Annotated in this window: 25 protein-coding genes; 3 read left to right on the top strand and 22 right to left on the bottom strand. The window is 61.1% G+C overall.

What is annotated here, in order from left to right:
- Positions 1-73: 73 nt before the first annotated feature.
- From proX to AACX78_RS18470, 8 genes are all read right to left on the bottom strand, one after another.
- Positions 74-1,045, bottom strand: coding sequence for a glycine betaine/L-proline ABC transporter substrate-binding protein ProX (gene proX, locus AACX78_RS18435; RefSeq protein ID WP_159167060.1), 972 nt, complete (start codon positions 1,043-1,045; stop codon positions 74-76).
- Positions 1,042-2,196, bottom strand: coding sequence for a glycine betaine/L-proline ABC transporter permease ProW (gene proW / locus AACX78_RS18440; protein ID WP_159167061.1), 1,155 nt, complete (start codon positions 2,194-2,196; stop codon positions 1,042-1,044). The genes proX and proW overlap by 4 nt, the downstream gene beginning before the upstream one ends.
- Positions 2,193-3,389, bottom strand: a complete 1,197-nt coding sequence (proV, locus tag AACX78_RS18445; RefSeq protein ID WP_111588425.1) for a glycine betaine/L-proline ABC transporter ATP-binding protein ProV — start codon at positions 3,387-3,389, stop codon at positions 2,193-2,195. The genes proW and proV overlap by 4 nt, the downstream gene beginning before the upstream one ends.
- Before the next feature lie 498 nt (positions 3,390-3,887).
- A complete protein-coding gene (gene folA, locus AACX78_RS18450) occupies positions 3,888-4,382 on the bottom strand; it encodes a type 3 dihydrofolate reductase (RefSeq protein WP_159167062.1) in 495 nt (164 codons plus the stop codon).
- 24 nt (positions 4,383-4,406) lie between these two features.
- The gene (locus tag AACX78_RS18455) at positions 4,407-4,874 is read right to left on the bottom strand and encodes a threonine/serine exporter family protein (RefSeq protein ID WP_005317742.1); all 468 of its coding nucleotides are present in this window, start codon (positions 4,872-4,874) and stop codon (positions 4,407-4,409) included.
- A complete protein-coding gene (locus AACX78_RS18460; protein WP_265342333.1) occupies positions 4,871-4,996 on the bottom strand; it encodes a hypothetical protein in 126 nt (41 codons plus the stop codon). The genes AACX78_RS18455 and AACX78_RS18460 overlap by 4 nt, the downstream gene beginning before the upstream one ends.
- On the bottom strand, positions 4,993-5,790 hold the full coding sequence (locus tag AACX78_RS18465) for a threonine/serine exporter family protein (RefSeq protein WP_011898413.1): 798 nt from the start codon (positions 5,788-5,790) through the stop codon (positions 4,993-4,995). The genes AACX78_RS18460 and AACX78_RS18465 overlap by 4 nt, the downstream gene beginning before the upstream one ends.
- Positions 5,791-6,024: 234 nt before the next feature.
- The gene (locus AACX78_RS18470; RefSeq protein ID WP_021140758.1) at positions 6,025-6,366 is read right to left on the bottom strand and encodes a DUF3135 domain-containing protein; all 342 of its coding nucleotides are present in this window, start codon (positions 6,364-6,366) and stop codon (positions 6,025-6,027) included.
- Positions 6,367-6,777: 411 nt separating this feature from the next.
- Between AACX78_RS18470 and mog the strand changes: the two genes are divergently transcribed.
- On the top strand, positions 6,778-7,308 hold the full coding sequence (mog, locus tag AACX78_RS18475; RefSeq protein WP_021140759.1) for a molybdopterin adenylyltransferase: 531 nt from the start codon (positions 6,778-6,780) through the stop codon (positions 7,306-7,308).
- Positions 7,309-7,344: 36 nt separating this feature from the next.
- Here the strand turns inward: mog and AACX78_RS18480 are convergent, their stop codons facing one another.
- The 3 genes from AACX78_RS18480 to AACX78_RS18490 form a co-directional block, all read right to left on the bottom strand.
- Positions 7,345-7,761 carry a DUF2541 family protein gene (locus AACX78_RS18480; RefSeq protein WP_159167063.1) on the bottom strand — a complete coding sequence of 139 codons (417 nt, stop codon included), beginning with the start codon at positions 7,759-7,761 and terminating at the stop codon, positions 7,345-7,347.
- 234 nt (positions 7,762-7,995) lie between these two features.
- Positions 7,996-8,751, bottom strand: a complete 756-nt coding sequence (locus AACX78_RS18485; protein WP_058393696.1) for a DNA/RNA non-specific endonuclease — start codon at positions 8,749-8,751, stop codon at positions 7,996-7,998.
- 249 nt (positions 8,752-9,000) lie between these two features.
- Complete coding sequence (locus AACX78_RS18490) at positions 9,001-9,978, bottom strand: cytochrome-c peroxidase (protein ID WP_159167064.1); 978 nt, start codon at positions 9,976-9,978, stop codon at positions 9,001-9,003.
- A 448-nt stretch (positions 9,979-10,426) separates the two neighbouring features.
- On the opposite strand from AACX78_RS18490, the gene AACX78_RS18495 reads away from it, so the two are divergent.
- Complete coding sequence (locus AACX78_RS18495) at positions 10,427-11,152, top strand: carbonic anhydrase (RefSeq protein ID WP_159167065.1); 726 nt, start codon at positions 10,427-10,429, stop codon at positions 11,150-11,152.
- Between the two features lie 73 nt (positions 11,153-11,225).
- Here the strand turns inward: AACX78_RS18495 and AACX78_RS22185 are convergent, their stop codons facing one another.
- From AACX78_RS22185 to AACX78_RS18545, 11 genes are all read right to left on the bottom strand, one after another.
- Positions 11,226-11,321 (bottom strand): pseudouridine-5'-phosphate glycosidase, encoded by a 96-nt coding sequence (locus AACX78_RS22185; RefSeq protein WP_272947553.1) that lies wholly within the window; start codon positions 11,319-11,321, stop codon positions 11,226-11,228.
- Between the two features lie 12 nt (positions 11,322-11,333).
- A complete protein-coding gene (locus tag AACX78_RS18500; RefSeq protein ID WP_005317829.1) occupies positions 11,334-12,242 on the bottom strand; it encodes a pseudouridine-5'-phosphate glycosidase in 909 nt (302 codons plus the stop codon).
- Complete coding sequence (locus AACX78_RS18505; RefSeq protein WP_111588405.1) at positions 12,236-13,327, bottom strand: PfkB family carbohydrate kinase; 1,092 nt, start codon at positions 13,325-13,327, stop codon at positions 12,236-12,238. The genes AACX78_RS18500 and AACX78_RS18505 overlap by 7 nt, the downstream gene beginning before the upstream one ends.
- 143 nt (positions 13,328-13,470) lie before the next feature.
- Positions 13,471-13,893, bottom strand: coding sequence for a nitrite reductase small subunit NirD (nirD, locus tag AACX78_RS18510; protein WP_236556355.1), 423 nt, complete (start codon positions 13,891-13,893; stop codon positions 13,471-13,473).
- Complete coding sequence (gene nirB, locus AACX78_RS18515; RefSeq protein WP_407704535.1) at positions 13,890-16,424, bottom strand: nitrite reductase large subunit NirB; 2,535 nt, start codon at positions 16,422-16,424, stop codon at positions 13,890-13,892. Before nirB ends, nirD begins: the two co-directional genes overlap by 4 nt.
- 78 nt (positions 16,425-16,502) lie before the next feature.
- Positions 16,503-17,324 carry an ABC transporter ATP-binding protein gene (locus AACX78_RS18520; RefSeq protein WP_159167068.1) on the bottom strand — a complete coding sequence of 274 codons (822 nt, stop codon included), beginning with the start codon at positions 17,322-17,324 and terminating at the stop codon, positions 16,503-16,505.
- A 91-nt stretch (positions 17,325-17,415) separates the two neighbouring features.
- Positions 17,416-18,375 carry an ABC transporter permease gene (locus AACX78_RS18525; protein WP_159167069.1) on the bottom strand — a complete coding sequence of 320 codons (960 nt, stop codon included), beginning with the start codon at positions 18,373-18,375 and terminating at the stop codon, positions 17,416-17,418.
- Between the two features lie 14 nt (positions 18,376-18,389).
- Positions 18,390-19,748 carry a CmpA/NrtA family ABC transporter substrate-binding protein gene (locus tag AACX78_RS18530; protein WP_236556356.1) on the bottom strand — a complete coding sequence of 453 codons (1,359 nt, stop codon included), beginning with the start codon at positions 19,746-19,748 and terminating at the stop codon, positions 18,390-18,392.
- Between the two features lie 290 nt (positions 19,749-20,038).
- Positions 20,039-20,623, bottom strand: a complete 585-nt coding sequence (locus AACX78_RS18535; RefSeq protein WP_058393688.1) for an ANTAR domain-containing response regulator — start codon at positions 20,621-20,623, stop codon at positions 20,039-20,041.
- 128 nt (positions 20,624-20,751) lie between these two features.
- The gene (gene cobA, locus AACX78_RS18540) at positions 20,752-21,510 is read right to left on the bottom strand and encodes a uroporphyrinogen-III C-methyltransferase (RefSeq protein WP_159167070.1); all 759 of its coding nucleotides are present in this window, start codon (positions 21,508-21,510) and stop codon (positions 20,752-20,754) included.
- A gap of 30 nt (positions 21,511-21,540) precedes the next feature.
- The gene (locus AACX78_RS18545; protein WP_159167071.1) at positions 21,541-24,198 is read right to left on the bottom strand and encodes a nitrate reductase; all 2,658 of its coding nucleotides are present in this window, start codon (positions 24,196-24,198) and stop codon (positions 21,541-21,543) included.
- Between the two features lie 335 nt (positions 24,199-24,533).
- Between AACX78_RS18545 and AACX78_RS18550 the strand changes: the two genes are divergently transcribed.
- Complete coding sequence (locus AACX78_RS18550) at positions 24,534-25,058, top strand: RNA methyltransferase (protein WP_125607103.1); 525 nt, start codon at positions 24,534-24,536, stop codon at positions 25,056-25,058.
- Positions 25,059-25,062 lie beyond the last annotated feature (4 nt).

The following is a 25,062-nucleotide window of genomic DNA, read 5'->3' on the forward strand; positions in this document are numbered from 1 at the left end:
AAAAGCGCCCGGCAACTGCCGGGCGCTTTTATGGGTGATATTCAGTGCATGAAGGCGCGCCCTGATTATCCGCTTACTTGGCGGCGCGAGCCTGAGTCAACCAGTCGTTGACCAGGGCTTCGTGTCCCTTGATCCAGGCATTTGCATGACGCTCAATATCTGCCGGCTTGTTCTGCCCCTGCTTCATCAAACCGTTTTGCACGTTGATGTCATTGATGGGCAGCTTCATTTCGGCAAACAGCTTGGCGGCAGCAGGGTTTGCCTCGGCGAACGCCTTGTTGGCGACTATGTGCATGGTATTCATCTCAAAACCATAGTTTTTGCCATTCGCTAACTTGGTGTCACCCTTACGCCCCTCTGGCAAAGCGGTATAAGGCACTTCCAGCCATACCACATCCTTGCCCGGCACCAGCTCGCCGCTTACCCAGTAAGGCGTCCAAGTGTAGTAAAACACCGGTTTGTGTTCCTTGTAACGAGTGATGGTGTCAGCAATGATGGCCGAGTAATTCCCCTGTTGATGAGTCACAGTCTGATCCAGACCGTAAGTCTTGAGCTGATGATTGATCACCATCTCGCAGCCCCAGCCCGGGTTGCAACCAGCCAGGTCAGCCTTGCCATCACCATCGCTGTCAAACAGTGCAGCCAGCTTGGGATCCTTCAACTGGGCTATGTTGGTGATGCCGTATTTGTCGGCAGTGACCTTGTCGATGAGATAGCCCTGGGCCGCGCCGGTTACATAAGTTCCCTTGCGGTAGAACTTGGCATCATCCCCGGCCTTTTCATACTTGTCTTTGTGGAGCGGATTCCAGTTGAACGTGAGAAAGGTCGCATCGCCGCTGGCGACCGAGGCATAACCCACATTGTAATCCGCCTCTTTGGCAGATTTGACGTCATAGCCCAGCTCACCCAGCAGCTTGCTCACCAGCAGGGTCTGAAACGCCTCCTCCGGCACAGTGCTCTGGATGGGTTGAACTGTCACGCCGGCCATGGCGGCCGTGCTCAGCAACAGAGTACCCAGCGTCAATCCCTTGGTGATGGTTTTCATACATTTTCTCCTTTAGTGTGAGTCTTGTTGCGCTGCCCGAACGGTGCGAGCAGCAAGGCAATCGGGCCATGCTGATACCAGCGGCCGACATGCCCGGAATTGGACTGACCCATCGCCTGAGTCATACGATCCAGCACTATGGCAAGCAGGACTATGCCAAGCCCCCCCACCGAAGCCATCCCCATGTCGAGACGACCAATGCCGCGCAGTACCATCTGGCCCAGACCACCCACGGCTATCATGGACGCAATGACCACCATGGAGAGGGAGAGCATCAGCGACTGATTGACCCCGGCCATGATGGTGGGCATGGCAAGCGGCAGTTGCACCTTGAACAACAGTTGGGAGGGACTGGCACCAAATGAGTGACCAGCTTCAACAAGGTCCTCAGGTACCTGACGAATACCCAAAATGGTCAACCTGATCATCGGCGGCAGCGCGAAAATAATGGTGACGACGACCCCGGGCACATTACCAATGCCGAACAACATAACGATGGGAATGAGGTAGACGAAAGCCGGGGTAGTTTGCATGGCATCCAGCAGCGGCCGGGTCCAGGCTGTTGCTTTTTCGCTACGAGCCAGCAAAATGCCCACCGGCAGCCCGATCAAAATGCAGAAGAAGAGCGAGGTCAGTACCAGCGACAGGGTCACCATGGCATCAGACCAGGCACCAATGAGACCTATACCAATCAGCGAGACCAGTGTTCCCAACGCCATTCGCCCACTGACCAGTTGCCAGGCCACCAGAGTCAAGAGACCAACCATGATGGAAGAAGGAATACTCTGCAGCGCGCTGGTCAGCGCATTTAGCGTCACTTCGACCGGAGCCCGGATGATCTGGAACAGGGGGCGGAAGTTGCTCACCAACGCGCCAATACCCTGTTCAACCCAACGGTCGAGTGGTACCCAGGCATGCTGGAAAGGATCCAAAGGGTCAAAAGCGGGCTCTTCCGCCTTCGAGACGATCTCGGTCTGCCAATCATTGCTGGCTACCGCAGTCTCGGTTGTACTGCCCCAAGGATCTGATGCTGCATCCGTTACCTCGCTGCTGACCACACTATCCTGAGCATTGGCGGTTACCTCTTCAGCCCAGGCCGGATTGCTTGCCAGCAGCAGGGCCGCCAGACAGAGAGAAATTAGTTGCTTCATGCCGGTGTACTCCTGTCCAGAGTGTTGAGTAGATTCGCCTTTGAGATAAGACCCAGATAGGTTCCATCCTCCTCAATGACCGGCACCTGACAAGGTGCAGCCGCCACCAGACTGATCAACTCATGCAGCGGGGTATCCGCCAATAACGGCGTCACTTCATCCAGTAAGGCCTGTTCAAGACTCCCCTTGCTGGCCACTGTGCGCGCAAGAGACGCGAGGGATACCACGCCGACAAAATGACGACTGCGATCCACCACATAACCAAATTCGCGATCCTGCTCCTTGAGTTGACGCAGGGCATTAGCCGGGCCATCCGTGGTGTGCTTCTTGATAAGCGGCATCTGCTTGCGGCTGACGATATCGCGGGCACTGAACACATTGGCCAGATCCACGCCGCGAAAGAAGGCACGCACATAATCGTTGGCCGGTTGGCTCAGGATCTCGTCGGGTGTCCCGATCTGGATCACCTGACCGTCCTGCATGATGGCGATGCGATCACCGATGCGCATCGCTTCATCCAGATCGTGGGAGATAAAGACGATGGTGCGCTGATGGCTGGCCTGCAGCTTGAGCAGTTCATCCTGCATCTCGGTGCGGATCAGCGGATCCAGCGCGGAAAAAGCCTCATCCATCAACAGTATGTCGGGGTCATTGGCCAGTGCGCGGGCCAGACCAACCCTTTGCTTCATGCCACCGGAGAGGGCATCGGGGAAGGAGTCCACCCACTGGCCCAGACCCACCTGATTGAGTGCCTGGCGGGCACTTTCCTGGCGTTCGAGAAGCGGCACACCGGCCAGCTCCAGACCAAAGGCGGCGTTTTCCAGCACGCTCAGATGAGGCATGAGGGCGAAAGATTGGAACACCATGCTGATCTTCTTGCGCCTGACCTGACGCAGCTCGCTGTCCGAGATGGCGGCGATGTCCTCACCGTCGATCAACACCTGACCACGGGTCGGCTCGATAAGACGGTTGAAGAGACGCACCAGGGTAGATTTGCCCGAACCGGACAAGCCCATTACCACAAAGATTTCTCCCTCGTGGATGGCGAGATCCACCCCATGCACACCCAGGGTTTGACCCGTCTTTTTCAAAATGCTGGCGCGGTCGTGCCCTTTCTCCAGCAATTTGAAGACTTTCTCCGGCTGTTCTCCGAAGATTTTATAGAGTGATTTGACTTCGAGTTTGACTGTCATACTGTCCTATTTTTATTGTCGGCATCTTGATAATTAACCCGCCGAACGCTAACCAATTACTTACTACACTAAGCAATTTCCGCCAAAAACGAAAGAACCATAAGAGTCCGAACAAAACAATGAAAACATAATTTATTGATTTTAATGGTTTATTTTTGACAATAAAAGCCTGCAAATCGACAAGCATGACCCATGCCAGCATGCTTTTTTGATTAGATGACTAATATGTTAATCACCCTTGTTAGGAAAAATCTAATGGAGTCGGGCTGTTATGGTGCGATTCTCGGATGCAGTGATCCCCTCGCAGGAAAACCTGCAAAATCATTACAACCCTAATGATTTGATTGGGGAGAAAAGAGGCAGAAAGAGGAGCAAGGAGGAAGAGCCAAGTGCAGCCCTGACAGATGGGATGTCTCTCGGGCTGCCCAGTTGCAGCAAGGAAAAAGGCCCCTTGTGCAGCACTGGGGGCCTTTCATTTTCAACGGTGACCCGGAGATCTCAGCGCCGCTGCCAGGTTTCGAAGCGGTAGGGATACGCGTTCCGCTCATCAGCTGAATGAGACTCTGCTTCCAGTAGCTCCCAGTCGGTATGATCCAACACTGGGAAATGGGCATCGCCCTCAACTTCAAGTTCAATCTGGGTCAGATAGAGACGTTCAGCCTTCGGCAAGAGCTGTTCAAAAAGATGACCACCACCGATCACCATCAGCTCTTCCACCGCTTCGCCATGACTCAATAGTTCTAACGCTGCCTTAACAGAATCAATCACTTCAACACCATCAACCCGATACTCCGGATTACGGCTGATCACCAGATTACGGCGCCCGGGTAGTGGGCGACCTATGGATTCGAAGGTCTTGCGTCCCATCAGCACAGGCTTGCCGAGGGTGATCCGCTTGAAGTGGGCCAGATCGGCCGGCATATGCCAAGGCATCTGGTTGTCCTTGCCGATCACACGGTCTTGAGCCACGGCGGCAATCATGGAAATCTTCACGGTATCAATCTCTCACTTCACCATTCATATAATGGGGCGGTTACGATACACGACCAAGGAAGGAATCGCTAGGCCGAAACTGAGGGCCCCCACGATGAACAGTGCCTTGAGGCCATTCTCCACCGCACTCTGGATAAGCTCCATGGTCACCCCCGAGATATTGAGCTCCACCACGGCAATCATGGTCTTGAACGCATAGCTGCCGGGGATCATGGGAATAATGGAGGCGACGCTGAACACGGGCCGTGGCGCCAGCAGGCGACGGGACCAGTAGACACAGACAAAGCCGACCGTGGTCGCCGCCGCCAGGGTCGCCCACTCGATGGGCATGCCGTAATGGATGAGCAGGGTACGCAAGCTGTGGGCCAGGGCACCGCCCATGGCACAGTACTTCAACATACGCGGCGGCACGTTGAACAACATGGCAAACCCCACGGCCGGAATGGAAGACCAGAAGGCATCTTTGGCCAGTAGCCAGATCAGATCCATCATACTTTCCACCCCCAGATACCGGTCACCGACATGGCCAGAATGATGCCGATGTTGATCCGCCCGCTGATGGTCAGCAGGTCAAGTCCGTTCCTGCTGGCCAATACAGAGTCAAAGTCCTTCATACCTTCCACCCCCAGATACCAGTGACCGACATGGCCAGAATGATGCCAATAGCGGCGCTGATGGTAAGCAGAGTTGCCGTGCCCCAGCGCGCAAGCCCCATGTTGAAGTAACCCTTCACCATGTCGGAAACAGCATTGATGAGCGGGAAACCCGGCACCAGCAAGAGCACGCTGGCTGCCATGGCGAGATAGGGCTGGGCGCCCCAGTTGAAGAAGGTGGCGCTGGAAGAGAGCAAGGTGGCGATAAAACCGGTCGCGGCAAAGTTGATGAGCGGGCTGTGGTGATGGCGGGCGATCAGCTGGCGCACCCGCATCGCCACGGCAGCGGAGAGACAGGTCACCATGAAGATGGGCCAGTCACCGCCAAACAACAGGCTGAAGGCGCCGCAGGAGAGCCCCACCATGGGGACCACCAGCCAGGGGTGGTAATGAAACGGCACTATGCCGTCGAGCCGCAGACGCACCTCTCGTGCCCCTATCAGCTCCTTCTCCGCCATGATGCAGATACGCTGGATCTCGCATACCACCTGCATGTTGATACCGTGTTCCCGCACCCGGCGGGTAGTGGTGACACAACTGCCCTGATAGAGGCTGGTGAGCACTATGGCACTGGAGGAGATAGCCATCTCGACGCTCTCCAGCCCAAGCGCCATGCCGAGCCGGACCGTGGTCTGCTCTATGATGCGGCTCTCCGCCCCGAACTGGGCCAGCATCTGACCCGCCTTGACGATGATGCGGGTGATCTCTGTCTGTTGATCCCGCGACAGCACCCGCCTTGGTGTGATACTTCTCATAATCCCTTCGAGTCGTAGCAAATTTAAAGTATCGCCATATTAGCCTAACTGTCGGCGCCATTCATCCACACCGATCACGGCAATAATCAATTTTTAATACAACAGCCGACGCCACTAAAATACATCAAATGGATTACAAATAACTCCAGATAAATTAACGTCACCAAGCGAGCCTCACCTGGTAACGAATATATTATCTAAAATAACATTTAACTGAATTATTAATGAAGGGCGTTATTTCTTCTTGTGGTAATAGTCAAAGAAAGAAACAACATTATTTTCCCTATAGACGGGCGCCTGATCGGCATAGAGATTGGCATTGAGCTGGATCATCTCGCTGCGCATGGAATAAAAGGAATCGTGCATCATGGCCGCAATACGAATACAGCTGTCCATGTTGTTCTTGGCCAATTGACGCTGGCAGTCGATGCGAAACTGCAGGCCGCGCAGCCGCTGTTGCTGCTCTGGGCTGACCCGGTCGATCAAGCCCTCTATCTGCTGGCGCAGCAACTCGTCGAGCCGCTCGGGCTCCGCCACAGCCAACCGTCTCAAGGTATCAAAATCAGGCAACTCCATATGCCCTCCCGCGGCCAGCCGCTGCATGGTGATACTCAAACAACAACGATCAGCTCATAATTCAACCAACCGTATAAGAAGTTATATAAGACGATTACCCGCCTGGTTCAATCCATACAGCCCTCTTTCGAACCCGATTGCGCCAAAAAATGACGGCAGCGGCAAGCTGCCACCGGCTTATTCGTTATGGATCAACCGATTATTCCTGAATATTTTCACTGGACCTGTTTATACATTTTTATGGCGACGACACCCTGGCCTTATGTCTTATTGAAAGGGAACCTGCAATATTGCTTTTCATTCGGCACTCGATGTTGATCACCACACTCGCCAATGTCTGGCCTCGTTTAACATATCTCACTGATTATGTTATTTTATTTGCCACTTATTCAGCGCAACCAAGAGCAGACCATGAGCAAGGCAAAAATCGGCATCGTCACCGTCAGCGATCGCGCCAGTGCAGGCATCTACGAAGACCTCTCCGGCAAGGCCATCATAGAGACGCTGGGCGCGTATCTGACCTCTGAATGGGAACCCGTCTATCAGGTGATCCCGGATGAACAGGATCAGATTGAAGCGACCCTGATCCGGCTGGCAGACCAGGAGCAGTGCTGCCTCATCGTCACCACGGGCGGTACCGGCCCCGCCAAACGGGATGTGACCCCCGAGGCCACGGAGGCGGTGTGCGATCGCATGATGCCGGGCTTTGGCGAGCTGATGCGGGCCGAGTCCCTCAAGTTCGTACCAACCGCCATTTTGTCGCGCCAGACCGCAGGCCTGCGCGGCAGTTCGCTCATCGTCAACCTGCCGGGCAAGCCCAAGTCCATCCGTGAGTGCCTGGATGCGGTCTTCCCCGCCATCCCCTACTGCATCGACCTGATGGATGGACCCTATCTCGAGTGCGATGAAGCAGTGATCAAGCCGTTTCGCCCCAAGAAATAGGTAAATGGACGGGGGATGTGAACCCCCGTCCATCTCTTATTTGCGGCCGTATACCTTGACCCCGGCCTTGCTCCCCTCAGAATTGCCATAGACCTCGATCCGCTTGATGCAAAGGCGGCTGCCGAGGGATTTCCAGTCCGATTCCTGATCCGCTTTCAGATCCTTGTCAAAAGTGAGGGTCTTGCTGCTGTCGTTGCCATAAAACACCTTGACCCGGTTAAGGGTCAATTCCCGTCCTGCCTTGACCATGATGGACTTGGCAGGTCGGCAGACGATGATGGGAATAATGGCGGCATGGTCGCCCACTCCCAGCAAGAGAGTCTTGCCCAGCCGAAAGTCATCATCGGCCATGGCCGGCGCAGGCAGCGCCAATAAAAGGGTAGACAGCAAGATCGCATTGAAGCCGCGGCGCAGGTGGGGTTGAGCAGAGAAAACAGCAGATGGAACAGACATTATGCCTCCCTAAAAATGGGAGGCATCTTAATTCATCAAGACCAAACCCAGGCTGTACAGGCCCAGGACACAGCTGCACGACCAGGGCATCTACTCCACTTTATCTGCCCTGTAATGGCTCACCTAAATATGGATCGCCAACCTGAGCCTTGGGTGGTGACTGATCCCAGCTAATGAGAGACAGTGCAAACGACTGACAACAGGGGCCCAGGCCCCTGTTGTCGTTACCGCGAGTCAGTTGCCCCACATGGCCATCAGCCGGGACTCCATGGCCTCTTCCTGTTCATCCGGCAGCTCAGTGAAAAGATCCAGTCCGGTCTGCTCTTCCACCGCATCCACAGTCACTATGTAATCCGCAAGCCGGCTGGCCGATACGTTCTGTTGCGGCAGAACGAAGGCGATCGCCTCCTGGTTGGCCACATCCATCACCACCCGGTAGTAGGCGTGGGGCACAGTCACACCATTGCCAATGGCAGCATCGGAGTTGGTGAAGATGGGGCCAGTGATCACCTGAACATCCTGATAGGCGATGGCCCACTGGCGGGTCTTCTCTTCCAGAATGCGCCAGGCCCCCTGATTGAGCGCCGGCAACTGCGGCGTCATGTTGGTCAGCAGGAAGCTCTGCTTCATGGTAGCGGCGGTGGAGCGCATGTCCGCCGCGGGCGCCTGATGACCCCTGTCGTAGCCCGACCCCTTGTAGTCCGCCAGGGTGGCGCGGAACTGCACCGGCACCTCCCTGTCTTCGGCGAAGGCATCCTTGCGCGGCACCTGACCCTGGGCGCTGGCCGCCGTCATACGGTAAGAGACCCAGTCTGCGACCTTGGTGTCATAGTTGTATCCGGCGGCATAACCGTCCCGGCACAACAGCTGACTGGATTGACTCGGGACCCCGAGTTTGACGTGATCCTTGCACTGGAAGCCTGCCGCCAGGGCCGGGAAGGTGGTGAGAGTGAATCCGATAGCCAGAACTAATTTATTGATATTATTCATTATTATGCCACTCCTTGTATTGGGCGGAGTGATTTGACACCAGGTCGGATGAGTTAGGCAATCGAACGGATTGTGAGCGTGTTGAAATTGTGAAGAGGGCTGCAAATCGGTGAAATCCCCGTCGCCAGCTGGGGGATTGTCATCCCCTTGTCATTATGCTGAATACGGTACTTTGGCTGTGTTATCAGAGAGATAGGGCCATGAAAAAGCGGGGCATCAGCCCCGCCTGGATTCAGACTCACGACCCGGTCAGCTCTTGACCTGAGGCCTGGGTGTATCGGCTTGGGAGGGCGGCAGGATCGGCAGCACTATCCGGGGCTGCTCGCCGGTCAGGCTCTTGAGGTAGGCGGTCATGTCGTCGGCCTCCTGCTCGCTCAACGCCTGGCCCAGCTGGATGTCCGCCATTATCTGCACCGCCTCCTTCAGATCCCAGACTGAACCATCGTGGAAGTAGGGGTAGGTCAGCTCTATGTTGCGCAGGGTCGGCACCTTGAACCAGCCGATGAACTGCTTCTCGCCGGTCACGCCACCACGGCCCTGAGCCGGATTGTCGGTCTTGAACGGCTTGACCAGCCCCATCTTCTGATAGGAGTTGCCACCGATGGCCACCCCGTTGTGGCAGGCGGTGCAGCCCTTCTCCTTGAACAGCTGATAGCCCTTCAACTGCTGCGCCGTCAGCGCCTTGCCGTCTCCCTTCAACCAGCGATCGAACGGCGCGTTGGGGGTGACCAGGGTCTCTTCGAAGGCGGCGATGGCGTCTGTCACCTCATCGATGCCAAAGTTCGCCTTGCCGTAGACGGCGCTGAAACGGCTGCGATATTCGGGCAGGGTATGCAGGGTATCCACCGCCAGCTTGTGGGTGAAGGCCATCTCCAGCGGATTTTCGATGGGGCCTGCCGCCTGCGCCTTTAGATCCTTGGCGCGGCCATCCCAGAACTGCACGAAGTTGAGGCTGGAGTTGAGCACTGTGGGGGAGTTGATCGGTCCCTCCTTCCACTTGTGACCGAGGGAGCTGACCTGATTGTCCACCCCGCCGGTCGCCAGGTTATGGCAGGAGTTGCAGGAGATGGCGCCGGATTTGGAGAGCCTCGGCTCGAAGAACAGCATCTTGCCCAGCTCGACTTTCTCTGGCGATCCCACCTTGACTGCCTCGACGGGTTGGATCGGTTCGGCTGCCCACCCCGTCCCCGACAAGCCCAACGCCAGCAACAAATAATGTTTATTCATTTTTCTCTCTCCCTTGTGGCTGTGCATAACAGCAACCTCAGCCTGACCGGGAACGCTTGTGCGTTATTTGCTCAAGATCAAATGAGACCAACAAAAACCACAATAAAAACAATGAATTATTATATTTCAGACGGACTGGTGGCGGGGACTTGCGAGGCAAAAAAGAGCTGAATTTCGATGAGTGAATTATGAACAAATTCATCCACAACAACAGCTGATTAATTAGATTGCTGTCATTGAATAAAGCGATTATTCAATATGCAGTGGCAGCCACCTGTCAATTAGATCCATTTTATATGCATCATAAATATGATCTGTCATACGGCTGTTAATAATAAAAATACTGTCTAACATTCTGTATCCCGCATTTTAGATAATGCCATCCACTGTTCCTTCACTTATTAAGGAAGCGGATGGCTGTGCTTTTCAATCAAGATAAGGATGTATGATGAGAAAGTCTCTGTTGGCCTGCTCTCTGTTGCTCTGCCCCGCCGTCTTCGCTGCCACCCCGCACTGGGAGTACAGCGGTGAGGCAGGGCCGGCACAATGGGCCAAACTGACGCCGGAATTTGGCCAGTGTGCAGGCAGCAACCAGTCGCCGATAGACCTCGACGGTCTGGTCGACGCCAAGCTGGCTCCACTGCAGTTCCACTATCTGGCGGGCGGTAAAACCCTGGTCAACAATGGCCATACAGTACAAGTCGGCTATGCCCCGGGCAGTACCTTGATGCTCGATGGCATGCGCTTCGAGCTCAAGCAGTTCCACTTTCATGCTCCCAGTGAAAACCTCATCAAGGGCAAATCCTATCCGCTGGAAGGGCACCTGGTGCACACCAATGCCAAGGGCGAGATCGCCGTGCTGGCCGTGATGTTTGAAGCGGGCAAGGCCAATCCGGCGCTGACCCGGGCCTGGGATCAGTTGCCAGCGAAAACGGGCGAGATCCACGCCCTCAAGGCGCCGCTTTCGGCCGAGCAGTTGCTGCCAGCCAATCGCGACTACTACCGCTTCAGCGGTTCGCTGACCACACCGCCCTGCTCGGAAGGGGTGCGCTGGCTGGTAATGAAGCAGCCGGTGCAGGTGAGCCAGGCCCAGATCGACGCCTTCAAGACTGTGATGCACCACCCCAACAACAGGCCAGTGCAGCCGCTGCATGGTCGGCTGGTATTGCAATAATCCACCCGGGCGATCACAGAGCCGAAATAGAAAAGAGGGCCAAGGGGCCCTCTTTTGCATTGACCGCGAGTCGTTACAGGCTGGCGGCAATACGCGCCCCTAGGGCGGCGTTGTTCAGCACTAGCTGGATATTAACGGCCAGGGAGTCACCGCCGGTCAGCTCTCGCACCCAGGCCAACAGTTACAGGCTGGCGGCAATACGCGCCCCTAGGGCGGCGTTGTTCAGCACCAGCTGGATATTCGCCGCCAGCGAGTTGCCGCCGGTCAGCTCGCACACCCGCGCCAGCAGGAAGGGGGTGGATGCCTTGCCCTTGACTCCCTGCTCGTCCGCCTCTTGCAACGCCTGTTTGATCGCGGCGTCTATGTCGGCCTTGGGCATGGCAAACTGGGTCGGGATGGGGTTGGTGACCACGGCACCACCTGCCAGCCCCAGCTCCCACTTGAGACGCAGCGCCTCGGCAATGGCCGCCGGAGTGTCGAGGCGGTAATCCACCTTGAAGCCGCTTTCGCGGGTGTAGAAGGCGGGCAGTTCCTCGGTCTGATAACCGATGACGGGTACACCCTGAGTCTCCAGGTACTCCAGGGTCAGGCCGATGTCGAGGATCGACTTCGCACCGGCACACACCACGGCCACCGGGGTCTGGGCAAATTCCTGCAGATCCGCCGAGATGTCGAAGGTCTCCTGGGCGCCGCGATGCACGCCGCCGATACCGCCGGTGGCAAACACCCGGATACCGGCCATGGCGGCAATGATCATGGTAGAGGCGACCGTGGTCGCGCCCAGCCCCTTGTTCGCCAGCACGAAGGGGATATCCCGTCGGCTGCACTTGGTGGCGTCGTGACCGGCCCGGCCCAGTGCCTCCAGCGCCCCCGCATCCAGCCCCACCTTGAGGCGGCCATCCAGAATGGCGATGGTGGCCGGTACGGCGCCGTTGTCGCGCACCACCTGCTCTACTTGGCGCGCCGTCTCCACGTTCTGCGGATAGGGCATGCCGTGGGAGATGATGGTGGACTCCAGGGCAACGACAGGCTTGCCGGCGGCCAGGGCAGCGGCGACTTCAGGTTGGATATCGAGGTAAGCGTTCAACATGGGTACTCCTCCAGCATGCGTTCAACGGCGGCCTTGGATAGGCCGGAAAAGACGGTATCGGAACAATTGACGGTGAGGGCGGCGCAGCCGAGGGCGAAGCGGGTGGTGTCGGTCATGTCGCTCTCCTGCAACCAGGCGTGGGCCAGCCCTGCCATGAAGGCATCGCCACCGCCGGTCACGTTGACGACAGGGCTGCCGAGCACGGGCAGATGGCCCTGGCACTCCCCGTCGCTATAGAAAATCCCCTGATCGCCGAGGCTCAGGAACAGCCGCTGCACCCCGGCGCGGTGGAACCAGGCTGCCGCCATGGGCCAGGTATCGGGCCCGGCTATGGTGAAGCCGCACAGCTGCTCCGCCTCGGTGCGGTTGGGCTTGAGGGTGTGGATCCGGTGCAGCCAGGGGCGGATCTTCTCCACCTTGGCCACAGAGACGGTGTCGACGAAGATGATGTGCTCACCCTGGCGCTCGAACAGCCAGTCCAGGGTGTGGGTGGCGAGGTTGGTGTCGAGCACCCAGAGCCGAGCCGCGCCAAGGAAACCGGTGAGCGGGGTAAGCCGGGCCGGTGTGAGCTGGTCGATGATCGCCATGTCGTTGACGGCGCAGCTCATCTCGCCGCTGCCATCGTGCAGGCTGAGGTAACAGGAGGTAGCCTGCCCCTCCAGCACCAGCACCTGGCGCACGTCAACGCCGGCGCGCTGGCTCACTTCCAGCAGATGATGACCGTACTGATCGTTGCCCACCGCGGTCAGCAGCCGGGTGTCGGTGCCAAGCCGTGCCAGGTTCTCGGCTATGTTGCGCCCCACACCGCCGGCGGAGGTGCGCACCTTGCCGGGGTTGGAATCGCCGATGCGCAGGTTGTCATGACTGCAGCCGCAGATATCCATATTGGCGCCGCCGATCACCACGGCGTAGGGGCCTTCCCGCAGCACATAGCCCCGCCCCTGCACATAGCCCTGTCGCATCAGGCTGGAGATATGGCTCGCCAGCGCCGAGCGGCTGATGCCGAGCCTGTCCGCCAGCTCCTGCTGGGCAATCATGGGATCCTGGCGCAGCAGGGCGAGGATCTCTTGTTCACGCTCAGTCATAGACAAACATCCAGTTACAAACGTTTGTCTATTATTTATGAAAAACGTTTTCCCGCCATCCTCTCGTGCAAGAAATGTCGGGTCAGCCACAAAAAATCACCGGGCAAGCCCGGTGATTCAGCGTGGAACCAGACCCCCACGCTTCAGTCAAGCAGCACCCAGACTCCACCGGCACTCTGCATCACGGGCCAGCAGGCCACCTTCAGCGCCGGATCATCCAGACAGCGGCCATCGGCCAGAGCATACCGCTGCTTGTAGAGGGGCGAGGCGACCACTGGCTCGCCACCACAATCCCCCACCAAACCCCGACTCAACACGGCCACACCGGCCAGGGGATCCAGGTCATCCAGCGCATAGATCCGCTCACCGAGCCGAAACAGCGCCAGGGAGCGACCGTCCAGCCAGGCGCTGCGCCCCGACTGCTCCGGCAGGGCCGAGATCGCACATACCCGCCGCCACTCACCATGCTCGCTCTGCAATAGCGCATCCCTGATGCCGTGCATCTCTGCCCTTTGTTGCCGTTCACCCAGCGTCTCCTGCCCTGCATTCTCGTTGGCATCGCTCATATCACCTCCTTGATATTGATCGCCGGCACCCATTGGCCCCGCTCCTCCCGTCTGGGGGGCGTGCTCCCCTCCGGCTGGTTGACGAAGGCCTCGAACAACTTCAGCTTGTCCGGATCCGCCAGTGTGCTCTTCCACTCGCACTGCCAGCTGCCGACTATGCCGTCCATCATGGCCTCCAGCTCGGCGCCGATGCCGAGCCGGTCGTCCATGATCACCGACTTGAGGTAGTCGAGCCCCCCCTCCATGCTCTCCATCCAGACCGAGGTGCGCTGCAGCCGATCCCCTGTGCGCACGTAGAACATCAGCAGCCGGTCTATGTAGCGGATCAGGGTCTGCTCGTCGAGGTCGGTGGCAAAGAGGTCGGCGTGGCGCGGCCGCATGCCGCCGTTGCCGCACACATAGAGGTTCCAGCCCCGCTCGGTGGCGATGACGCCTATGTCCTTGCTCTGGGCCTCGGCGCACTCCCGGGTGCAGCCGGAGACGGCAAACTTCAGCTTGTGGGGGGCCCGCAGCCCCTTGTAGCGGTGCTCCAGGGTCTGGGTCAGGCTCATGGAGTCCTGCACCCCGTAGCGACACCAGGTGGAGCCGACACAAGACTTCACGGTGCGCACCGACTTGCCGTAGGCCTGGCCTGTCTCGAAGCCCGCCGCCACCAGCTCGCCCCAGATGGCGGGCAGCTGGTCGACCCGAGCACCGAACAGATCGATGCGCTGGCCGCCGGTGATCTTGGTGTAGAGGCCGTACTTGCGCGCCACCTCCCCTATGGTGATGAGGCCGTCCGGGGTGATCTCCCCACCCGGGATGCGCGGCACTACTGAGTAGGTGCCGTCCTTTTGCAGGTTGGCAAGGAAGGCGTCGTTGGTGTCCTGCAGGCCACGGTGGGGCTTCTCCAGCACATGCTCGTTCCAGAGCGATGCCAGTATGGAGGCGACCGTCGGCTTGCAGATGTCGCACCCCAGACCCTGGCCGTGCTTGTCCCGCAGCGCCTCGAAGCTCTTGATCTCGCCGACCCGGGCCAGGTGATAAAGCTCCTGGCGACCGTAGGCGAAGTGCTCGCACAGCCCCTTGTCCGCCTCGACCCCGATCTCGCTCAGCGTCTGCTCCACCACCTGCTTGAGCAGGTTGCCGCAGCCGCCGCAGCCGGTACCCGCTTTGGTGCAGCTTTTCACAGCCCCCAGCTCGTGGTTGCCCGCCTTGACGGCGGCCACCACTGCGCCCTTGCTGACGTTGTGGCAGGAGCAGAGGATGGCGCTGTCCGGCAACACCAGGGGCGCGGGGGCAGCGCCCGTCTCCCCCACCAGCAGGGAGAGGGGCGCCTGGGGCAGCGCCACTCCGTTCTGGTAGTACTGCAGCAGCCGCTCATAATCGCTGCCATCCCCCACCAGGATGGCGCCGAGCAGGCGGCTCCCTTCGCCGTCGGTCACCAGCTTCTTGTAGATGCCGTTGACCCTGTCCAGCAACAGCAGTTCCTGAGCCCCGGTCGTGCTGGCGTGGGCGTCGCCGATGGAGCCCACATCCACCCCCATCAGCTTGAGCTTGGTGGACATGTCGGCCCCGGCGAAACGGGTCTCGCCGCCGCACAGGCTGGCCACAGCGGCGCGAGCCATCTGGTAACCGGGGGCCACCAGACCGAAGATACGCCCCTGCCAGAGCGCGCATTCGCCGATGGCGAGGATGGCGGGATCCGAGCTGTGGCAACCCTCGTCGATGCAGATGCCGCCGCGCTCGCCAACGCTCAGCCCAGATTGACGGGCCAAACCGTCGGCGGGGCGGATACCCGCCGAGAACAGGATCACGTCCGCCTCCAGATGGCTGCCATCCTTGAACTTCAGCCGGTGACGGGCCTGTTCCCCATCCTCGATGCACTCTGTGGCCTTCTCCACCAGCACCTCGACTCCGAGCGCCCGGATCTTGTCCCGCAGCACGGCGCCGCCGTTGTCATCGAGCTGTACCGGCATCAGCCGCGGGGCAAACTCCACCACCTGGGTCTTGAGGCCGAGCAGGCGCAGGGCGTTGGCCGCTTCCAGCCCCAGCAGGCCGCCGCCGATCACCACGCCGCTGCGGGCCTGGGCGCAGGCATCGCGGATGGCGGCGAGATCCCTCAGGGTGCGATAGACGAAGCAACCCGCCCGCTGGTATCCGGAAATGGGCGGCACGAAGGGCACTGAGCCGGTCGCCAGCACCAGCCGGTCGTAAAGGAATTGCTCACCGTTGGCGAGCGTCAAGGTGCGAACGGCTCTGTCCAACGCCTCCACTTCAGCCCCCAGCCGCAGCTCGATGCCCTGCGCCTCATACCAGGCGGGATCCGCCAGTTGCAGCGCCTCGGGCGCCTTGCCGCCGAACACCTCGGACAGATGCACCCTGTCGTAGGCAGAGTCCGGCTCGGCCCCGAATACCGTCACCTCGAACCGGTTAAGGCCATCGGCCGCCACCAGCTGCTCGATAAAGTGGTGGCCCACCATGCCGTTGCCGATCACCAGCAGACGTTGTTTCTCACCTCTCTCGGGCGATTCGACCAAGTGGTGGTCCATCTCATCATCCATACCGTTGCCCACCACCAGCAGTTTCTCTTTGTTAGCCATATCTCTCTTCCTTGAATCCGATAGTGCTCAGGCGCGCAGCTTGCTGCGCACCGGGTCGGCCGCCTTGAGCGGGGTCACCTTGCGCTGCTTCTCATAGAGGAAGCGCAGCACCTGCTGGCGCAGCTTGTGATAGTGACCATCGTCCGCCAGGGCGACCCTGTCTCTGGGCCTTGGCAAGTCCACGGTCAGGATCTCCCCGACCGTGGCACTGGGGCCGTTGGTCATCATGACAATGCGATCGGAGAGCAGCACAGCCTCGTCCACGTCGTGGGTGATCATGATGACGGTATTGCCAAGCTCGGCCTGAATGGCCATCAGCGCGTCCTGCAAATGGGCCCGGGTCAGGGCATCCAGGGCGCCGAACGGCTCGTCCATCAGCAACACCTTGGGGGAGAGCGACAAGGCGCGGGCGATGCCGACCCGCTGCTTCATGCCGCCCGACAGCTCGTGGGGCATCTTCTGGCTGGCGTGATCCATCTGCACCAGGGAGAGGTAGTAATCGACCCGCTCCGCCACCGCCCGCCGGTTCGGCTCAACCTGCCCCACCGCCAGCGCCACGTTCTGCTGGACGCTGAGCCAGGGCAGCAGGGCGTGGTTCTGGAACACCATGGCCCGCTCGGGCCCAGGCCCTGCCACCTCACGACCATCGAGGATGATGCCGCCAAGGGTCGGCTCCAACAGCCCGGCCACCAGGTTGAGCACAGTGCTCTTGCCGCAACCGGAGTGGCCTATGAGGGAGACGAACTCCCCCTTCTCGATGCGCAGGTTAACCCGGCTGAGGGCCTCGAAGCTGCCCTGCTCCGTCTCGAACGAGATGCCGACGTCGCTTATCTCCAGATAACTCTTCATTGGCTCTTCTCCTGCCTGAATAGAAATGTGATTAACGCAGCACCTGGCGCTTGTCCTGAAGCAAAACCACTGCTGCCAGGCCTGGGCGGCCCTAGCGCAATACCTGGCGCTTGTCCCAGGAGAGCCACTGCTGCAGGGCCAGCATGCCCCTGTCCAGGCCGCAGCCGATGAGGCCTATGGTGACCACGGCCACCATGATGCGGGCCAGAGAGGCCGAGCCGCCGCTCTGGAACTCATCCCACACGAACTTGCCGAGCCCCGGGTTCTGGGCCAGCATCTCGGCCGCGATCAGCACCATCCAGGCCACCCCGAGGGACAACCGCAGCCCGGTGAAGATCATGGGCAGGGCCGAGGGCAGCACTATGCGGCGCACATGGGTCAGGAAAGAGAGCCGCAACACCCGGCTGACGTTGTGCAGATCCCTGTCCAGCCCCGCCACCCCGACCGCCGTGTTGATCAGGGTCGGCCAGAGGGAGCAGAGGGTCACCGTCAGCGCCGAGGTGACGAAAGACTTGGCGAGCCAGGGCACAGAGCTGGTGTAGAGCGCGCTCACCACCAGGGTAATGAGCGGCAGCCAGGCCAGGGGCGACACGGGTTTGAGCAGCTGGATCACCGGATTGGCGGCGCGGTAGAGCCCCTGATTCATGCCGAGAAGCACGCCGCACGGGATGGCGATCAGGCTGGCCAGCCCGAAGCCGCACAGCACAGTGAGCAGGCTGGTGGCAATCTGATCGAAGAAGGTGGGGCGCCCGGTATAGGGGCGCAGCCTCACCTCGGCAGCCGGATCCGCCGCCAGCCGCTCGGCATTGCGTAGCTGCTGGCGCTCGAGGAAGGCGCTCGCCTTCTCTCGCTCCTGCACATGCTCCTGCCCCAGGGACCAGAGCTGGCTGGCGGTCGCAAGCGGCCCCGGCAGGGTGCCCAGACTGGTCTGTACCTGACTCGCCCCCCACTGCCAGAGACCGAGGAACAGCAGCACGCCAAGCAGGGGCTGCACCATGACTTTCCAGTTGATGGCTTTCCAATTGATGAGTGGCCACTTGTGTCGTTTCATCGGGAACTCCTTGTTCATTGCACCCGCTCATCGCCCTTGAGGCCGATGGCAAACTGTTGCAGGTAGGTATTGGGATGGCGTCCGTCGTAGATGAGGCCGTCGATGAAACCATCCTGCGGGCCGCGATAGCCCTGCTCGCTGGCAAAATCGGGGAAGTCCTGCGCCTTGAACTTGCCCTCTGCGATCAGCGCCTCGGCCGCCTGGCGGTAGACCTCGGGTTGATAAACTGCCTTGGCGACCTGCTCGAACCAGGCATCCGGCCTGGCCGTCGGGATCTGGCCCCAGCGCCGCATCTGGGTCAGGTACCAGATGGCATCCGAGTAGTAGGGATAGGTGGCGTGGTGGCGGAAGAAGACGTTAAAGTCCGGCAGGCTGCGCTTGTCCCCTTTCCCGTACTCGAAGGTGCCCACCATGGAGTTGGCGATCACCTCCTCGTCGGCCCCCACGTACCCCGGCCGCGCCAGCAGCTTGGCCGCCTCGCGCCGGTTGCCGTTCTGCTCGGCATCCAGCCACCAGGCCGCCCGCAGCAGCGCCTTCACCAACCGTATGTGGGTGTTGGGATGGCGCTCGGCCCACTGGCGGGTAACGCCGAACACCTTCTCCGGGTTGTTGCGCCAGATCTCGTAGTCAGTGATGACGGGCACCCCTATGCCCATGGCAACCGCCTGCTGGTTCCAGGGTTCTCCCACGCTGTAGCCCGCTATGGTACCCGCCTCCAGGGTGGCGGGCATCTGGGGTGGAGGTGTGACCGACAGCAGTACGTCCGCCTGGCGCTGACCCGAGCTGTCGCCGAGGGCGGGAGCATAGAAGCCGGGGTTCAGCCCGCCAGCCGCTAGCCAGTATCTGAGCTCGTAGTTGTGGGGGGAGACGGGGAACACCATTCCCATGTTGAACGACTTGCCCGCCTGCCGGTATTGAGCCACCACGGGTTTGAGCGCAGCAGCGCTCACCGGGGCCGGCACCTGACCCACCACCGCCTTGGGCAGGTGGGGTTGCATGGCAGCCCACACAGGGTTGGCGACCGTGATTGCATTGCCGTTGAGATCCATGGCGAACGCAGTCACCAGCTCGGCCTGAGTGCCTATGCCGACATGGGCGGCCAGCGGCTGACCCGCCAGCATCTGGGCACCGTCCAGCTCGCCGTCGATCACCCGATCCAGCAGCACCTTCCAGTTCGCCTGGGCCTCCAGAGTGACGTAGAGCCCCTCATCCTCGAAATAACCGCGCTCATAGGCCACCGCCAGCGGTGCCATGTCGGTCAGCTTGATGAAGCCCAGTTTGAGCTCCTCCTGCTCGGGAGCCCCCACTGCCGCCAGCGTCGGCAGTGACAGCAGGGCCAGCAGCAGACCCGCACATCCTTGTCTCTTGTTCATTCGCCTTCCTCGCTCACATCACAGTCATGGGCGGCCACTCCCCTGCGCCGTTGCAGGGTTGCGACCAAAAAAAAAGCCTCACCGATCCGGGATCGGTGAGGCCTCTTTGCCCTGTTGCGAGTGACGGGCCCATGGGCACCATCACTCCTTGTATGTTGACTAATTCACTTTCCGTGCCAAATTGGCCAAGCCACAGAAACTGGCCCTATCCTGCCTCTTTCCTCCCTGTTTCTCCCCTCGTTTGCCTCAATTAGGCGCAGTTGCACCAAAACGGTTGGCCACGGGGGCGCTCAGGCAGGCAGGGCCAGCAGCAGTTGCCGAGCCAGCTCCCCCAGGCTCAGGTGCCGGTTCATGGCAGTGCTGCGCATCAGGCGGTAGGCCTGCTCCTCGTCCAGCCCCTGATGACGCATCAGTCGCCCCTTGGCCTGCTCGACCAGCCGCCGATCCACCAGCTGTTGGCGCAGTTCACTCTCGGTCTGCGCCAGCGCCTGCACCATGGCCAGCTGGCTGCGGGCCAGCCGCAGCCACTGCTCGACCGGCTCCCGCTCGCCACACGGGTGGGGCACCAGCAGCACCCCCTGCTGCAACAAGGTGACCTGGGGCTCAGGGCCGATCCGTTCGCAAAACAGCAGGCGTGGCAACCCGGGCCAGAGAGAAAGACCGAGTCGCACCTCGGCGCCAAACTGGCGACTGCTGATGAGCAGGGCATCCCCCTGCCCGTTCGGGCTCAGCAGTTGGCGACTGTCCAGGATCTGCGGCTGATGGCCGTAGTGGCTGACCAGCAGGGCCAGACGGTTGGCCTGACCCGGCTCATCGGCGTGGATCATCAGGCGGGAAGGGGGGCCGGCACGGCCCCCTGGGGGAAGAGTAGTCATGGCGCTCCTTGCCAACGGCTGTCGCAGCTTGTCTGTCGCTGCGTGTCCACCACAGATGACGCAACATGAAGGCCAACTATTTGAATCTACCCCCTTTTTATCTATCTGGAGGTAGTGGAGGTAGGCACTCAGGCAACCCGATCCAGCGCCTGGTTCAGCAGGGCGTTCAGCTCGCTGCGCAGGCTCACCACCTCCCCCATGATCATCAGCACGGGACTCTGTCCGGCCAGTGTCACGGCAGCCTCTGCCAGCATGGCCAGCCGGGTCTCATGCACCTGCTGCTGCGGGCTGCAACCGGCCACCACCAGCGCCACCGGCAGATCCGGCGAGGCACCGGCCGCCAGCAATCCCTGCCGGATCCGGGCCGCCCGCTCCAGCCCCATGTAAAATACCAGGGTGTGGCCGGCCCGGGTCAGCCCCTGCCAACCCTGATAGTCGCCCTCCGCCATCAGATGACCCGTCACCAGGGTCAGGGAGCGGGCCAGCCCCCTGTGGGTCAGGGGGATCTGGCAGCTGGCGGCGCAACCCAGCGCCGCCGTGATGCCGGGCACCAGCTCGGCGGCGATACCGTGGCGGGCCAGGTGCAGCGCCTCCTCCCCGCCCCGACCAAACACCAGAGGATCCCCTCCCTTGAGCCGCACCACCCGCTTGCCGGTGCGGGCCAGCGCCAACAGCAGAGCGTTGATCTGATCCTGGCTCGGACTCGGCTCGCCGCAGCGCTTGCCCACGTCGAAGCGGGCCGCCCCCTGGGGAATGCGGGCCAGGATCTCGCTCCCCACCAGGCGGTCATAGATCACCACCTCCGCCGCCTCCAGCCGTTGCAGGGCGCGCAGGGTCAACAATTCGAGCGGGCCGGGACCGGCCCCTACCAGACTGATTTGGCTCATCACAGACTCCTTGTGTTGCCGCTCACGTCCTCAGACGGAGGCTATATAAACATGCTTGATCAACAGCTTGTCGATCTCTGGCAGACAGGTGCCGCAATTGCTGCCACAGCCGAGCAAGGCCTGCAGCCCCGCCAGCTCGCTCACCCCCTGCCGGGTGATGGCGTCGACGATGCGCTGCTCCGACACCTGCAGACAGGAGCAGACCAGTCGACTATCTCCGGCCAGGGCCGCGCTCAGGGTCTGGCTCAGGGCCCCCGCCTGCAAGGGCGTACCGAGCAGGCTGGCCAGCAGATCGACCTTGATGTCAGGGCGCCGCTCCCCCACCAGCAGCAGGCCGTCGATGCGATCCTGCGCCAGCGCAACCGCAAGCCAGCCCTGTTTGAGCGGCAGCCGCAGCCAGCGGCCCGCCGCTCCCAGCCGCTGCCACAGCGCCTGCGGCCCCTCCGACCAGGAGGCCAGCAGGGTGCAGTTGCCTTCGGGCAGGGGGCGCCTGGCCCACCAGTCCACCGCCTCCCCCCAGGGCTGCTGACCCAGCCAGAGCCCTTGCCAGCGGGTCGGCTGCGGCTCGACCATCACCCGCCCCTGCTTGAACATGGGCTGACCCGAGAGGGGATCCACCACGGCGGCGATGAGGCGGTTGACCGCCCCCTGGCTGCACTGGCTGTCGGTCCAGTGCATGGGCAGGAAAGCGTCCCCTTCCCTCAACCCCTCGTCCACCCCGACGAGTAGTCGCGCTTCACCGAGATCATTGCTCAATCGCACCAGATCCCCCTCGGCCAGCCCGAGCGCCAGCAGGCTGGCGGCGCCAACCCGCAGCTTGGGCCAGGGTTCGGCTTCCTGCAGGCGGGGCACATGGCCGGTGCGAGTCATGGTGTGCCACTGATCCCGCAGCCGGCCCGTGTTAAGTAACAAAGAGCCGAGCAACAACGAGTGGAGCCGCGAGGGGATGGCCCCCGCCGGCGCAGCGACGACGACAGGTTCGGGGGGAAAGTGCTGGGCCAGCGGCAGCAGACGGGCCCGCCCATCCGGCGTGGAGAAGACCCCATCCTCGAACAGGCGGGCGCGGCCACTGGGCCAGGCGGCGTTGACCGGCCAGCTCAGGGGCTCCAGCACCTCGAACTCGGCCCGACTGAGGCGGGCCAGCCCCGAGATGTCGAACTGGCGGGTCCCCTCGTTCTCAAACCCCGACAGGGCTGCGTGTTCGCTGAAGATGTCGTGCTCATCCTCATAGGCAAAGCCCTCGCCAAAGCCGAGCCGGCGGGCCAGTTGGGTCAGCGCCCACCAGTCGGGCCTGGCCTCCCCCGGCAGAGGCAGGAAGGCGCGCTGGCGGCTGATGGTGCGCTCGGAGTTGGTGACTGTGCCGCTTTTCTCCCCCCAGGCGGCGGCGGGCAGCAGCAGGTGGGCCAGCCGTGCCGTGTCCGTGTCCGCCGTCACCTCGGAGACCACCAGCAGCTCGCAGCGGGCCAATGCGTCACGCACCCGGTTGCCATCGGGCAGGGAGACAGCCGGGTTGGTGCCGAGCACCCAGAGCGCGCGTATCTCCCCTCGCGCCACCGCCTCGAACAAGGCCACTGCCTTGTGACCCGGCCCACTCACCATGGTCGGGCTCTGCCAGAAGCGCTGCACCCGGGCGCGCTCGACCTCGCCAAAGCCCATGTGGGCCGCCAGCTGGGTTGCCAGCCCGCCCACCTCACGCCCGCCCATGGCATTCGGTTGCCCCGTCATGGAGAAGGGGGCAGCCCCCGGCTTGCCGATGCGCCCGCACAGCAAGTGGGCGTTGATGATGGCATTGACCTTGTCCACCCCCTGATTGGACTGGTTGATCCCCTGACAAAAGAGGGTGACTGTCCTGGGGGTGCGGGCAAACAGCTGGTAGAAGCCGAGCAGATCCCCTGGCGCCAGATCGCAACTTCGGGCTACCGCCTCCAGCTGCCAGGCTGGGTCGTCCAGTGCCGCAGCCAGCTCGGCAAAGCCGCTCACATGGCGCGCCACGTAATCCTTGTCCCAGCCATCGTGATCGAGCAGATAGCGGCAGAGGCCATTCCACAGCGCCACATCACTGCCGGGCTTGAGGGCCAGATGCAGATCCCCCTGCTCCGCCGTCATGGTGCGACGGGGATCCAGCACCACCAGCTTGAGCTCGGGCCGCCGCGCCCGAGCCTGTTGCAGGCGGCGAAACAGCACAGGGTGGGTCCAGGCGGTGTTGGCCCCCGTGATCACCACCAGATCCGCGAGCTCCAGATCCTCGTAGCAGGCGGGCACCAGATCCTCGCCGAAGGCGCGCTGATGAGCCACCACCGCCGATGACATGCAGAGCCGGGAGTTGGTATCCACGTTGGCACTGCCCAGATAGCCCTTCATCAATTTGTTGGCGACGTAGTAATCCTCGGTAGTGAGCTGCCCCGAGAGGTAGATGCCGATGGCCGCAGGCCCGGATTCGGCCAATATGGCGGTAAAACGACTGGCCAGGGTATCGAGCGCCTGGTCCCAGCCGATGCGCTGCCCCTGCCAGCGCGGATAGAGCAGGCGGTCGGGAAAATCCAGACTCTCCAGCAGACTGGCCCCCTTGACGCAGAGGGCCCCCGCGTTGGCCGGATGCTGTTCATCCCCCTTCAGCTGCCAGCTCGCGCCCTCCCGGCTCAGCCGGATGCCGCACCCTACTCCACAATAGGCACAGGTGGTGTTCATTCCCTCGCTCCTTGTCGCCAGGCAGCCCGTCCAGTCGCGGGTCGCCTCCTTGCCGTGGCCCACAAAAAAGGCGTCCGCCCCTGATGGGGACGGACGCCTTTGTCCAGATAAGCCGAAATCATCTTGTCATGACAGATAACTGCAAACCCTGCGCCAAGATGTCAGCCCCAGTGCCACTGCGACCACCCAGGCAAGGTTGCGCCGGGACGGTGCAGCTGCCCCCTTGTTGGGCCCCGCCAGGCAAGATGCAGAAGCCCTCCTGCAAGCATTGGCACGCATTCCATGGGCAAAGTACGAGCCAGGGGTATAATGCGGCCGCCACAGAGGAGAGAGAGATGAAAGAGTCGGATTACGGCTGTGAGGGACAAACCAATCCACAGTCACCAACAGAAGAAGCATCCCCGTATTGCTGCATCGGACTGGTCAATCCCAAGTCACCGGAGAACGTGGGGGCCGTGATGCGTGCCGCCGGTTGCTACGGGGCGGACGAGGTCTACTACACGGGCAACCGCTTCGAGCTGGCACGCCGTTTTGCTACCGATACCAAGCAGATGGTGGACAAGATTCCCCTGCTCGGGGTCGAGGCGCTGCTGGACTTTGTGCCGACCGGCTGCACCCCTGTGCTGGTGGATCTGATCGAGGGGGCCACATCGTTGCCGGATTATGTCCACCCTGAACGAGCCTTCTACATCTTCGGTCCCGAGGATGGCACCCTGGATCCCGCCCGCTTCGCGGCGGTGAAGGAGGTGATCTATGTCCCGACCCAGGGCTGCATGAACCTGGCCGCCTCGGTCAATGTGATCCTCTATGACCGGCTGGCCAAGCGCCTGAGGGCCGGGCAAGACGCACCTCAGCCATAACAGG

The organism is Aeromonas sp. 9A (genome assembly GCF_963900955.1).
GTDB lineage: Bacteria > Pseudomonadota > Gammaproteobacteria > Enterobacterales > Aeromonadaceae > Aeromonas > Aeromonas salmonicida.

Bases quoted from the DNA above. Each gene is read 5' to 3' on its own strand.
- proX (WP_159167060.1), bottom strand. From the start codon at position 1,045: ATGAAAACCATCACCAAGGGATTGACGCTGGGTACTCTGTTGCTGAGC.
- proW (WP_159167061.1), bottom strand. From the start codon at position 2,196: ATGAAGCAACTAATTTCTCTCTGTCTGGCGGCCCTGCTGCTGGCAAGC.
- proV (WP_111588425.1), bottom strand. From the start codon at position 3,389: ATGACAGTCAAACTCGAAGTCAAATCACTCTATAAAATCTTCGGAGAA.
- AACX78_RS18455 (WP_005317742.1), bottom strand. From the start codon at position 4,874: ATGATGGATCTGATCTGGCTACTGGCCAAAGATGCCTTCTGGTCTTCC.
- AACX78_RS18460 (WP_265342333.1), bottom strand. From the start codon at position 4,996: ATGAAGGACTTTGACTCTGTATTGGCCAGCAGGAACGGACTTGACCTG.
- AACX78_RS18465 (WP_011898413.1), bottom strand. From the start codon at position 5,790: ATGAGAAGTATCACACCAAGGCGGGTGCTGTCGCGGGATCAACAGACA.
- AACX78_RS18470 (WP_021140758.1), bottom strand. From the start codon at position 6,366: ATGGAGTTGCCTGATTTTGATACCTTGAGACGGTTGGCTGTGGCGGAG.
- mog (WP_021140759.1), top strand. From the start codon at position 6,778: ATGAGCAAGGCAAAAATCGGCATCGTCACCGTCAGCGATCGCGCCAGT.
- AACX78_RS18480 (WP_159167063.1), bottom strand. From the start codon at position 7,761: ATGTCTGTTCCATCTGCTGTTTTCTCTGCTCAACCCCACCTGCGCCGC.
- AACX78_RS18485 (WP_058393696.1), bottom strand. From the start codon at position 8,751: ATGAATAATATCAATAAATTAGTTCTGGCTATCGGATTCACTCTCACC.
- AACX78_RS18490 (WP_159167064.1), bottom strand. From the start codon at position 9,978: ATGAATAAACATTATTTGTTGCTGGCGTTGGGCTTGTCGGGGACGGGG.
- AACX78_RS18495 (WP_159167065.1), top strand. From the start codon at position 10,427: ATGAGAAAGTCTCTGTTGGCCTGCTCTCTGTTGCTCTGCCCCGCCGTC.
- AACX78_RS18500 (WP_005317829.1), bottom strand. From the start codon at position 12,242: ATGTTGAACGCTTACCTCGATATCCAACCTGAAGTCGCCGCTGCCCTG.
- AACX78_RS18505 (WP_111588405.1), bottom strand. From the start codon at position 13,327: ATGACTGAGCGTGAACAAGAGATCCTCGCCCTGCTGCGCCAGGATCCC.
- nirD (WP_236556355.1), bottom strand. From the start codon at position 13,893: ATGAGCGATGCCAACGAGAATGCAGGGCAGGAGACGCTGGGTGAACGG.
- nirB (WP_407704535.1), bottom strand. From the start codon at position 16,424: ATGGACCACCACTTGGTCGAATCGCCCGAGAGAGGTGAGAAACAACGT.
- AACX78_RS18520 (WP_159167068.1), bottom strand. From the start codon at position 17,324: ATGAAGAGTTATCTGGAGATAAGCGACGTCGGCATCTCGTTCGAGACG.
- AACX78_RS18525 (WP_159167069.1), bottom strand. From the start codon at position 18,375: ATGAAACGACACAAGTGGCCACTCATCAATTGGAAAGCCATCAACTGG.
- AACX78_RS18530 (WP_236556356.1), bottom strand. From the start codon at position 19,748: ATGAACAAGAGACAAGGATGTGCGGGTCTGCTGCTGGCCCTGCTGTCA.
- AACX78_RS18535 (WP_058393688.1), bottom strand. From the start codon at position 20,623: ATGACTACTCTTCCCCCAGGGGGCCGTGCCGGCCCCCCTTCCCGCCTG.
- cobA (WP_159167070.1), bottom strand. From the start codon at position 21,510: ATGAGCCAAATCAGTCTGGTAGGGGCCGGTCCCGGCCCGCTCGAATTG.
- AACX78_RS18545 (WP_159167071.1), bottom strand. From the start codon at position 24,198: ATGAACACCACCTGTGCCTATTGTGGAGTAGGGTGCGGCATCCGGCTG.
- AACX78_RS18550 (WP_125607103.1), top strand. From the start codon at position 24,534: ATGAAAGAGTCGGATTACGGCTGTGAGGGACAAACCAATCCACAGTCA.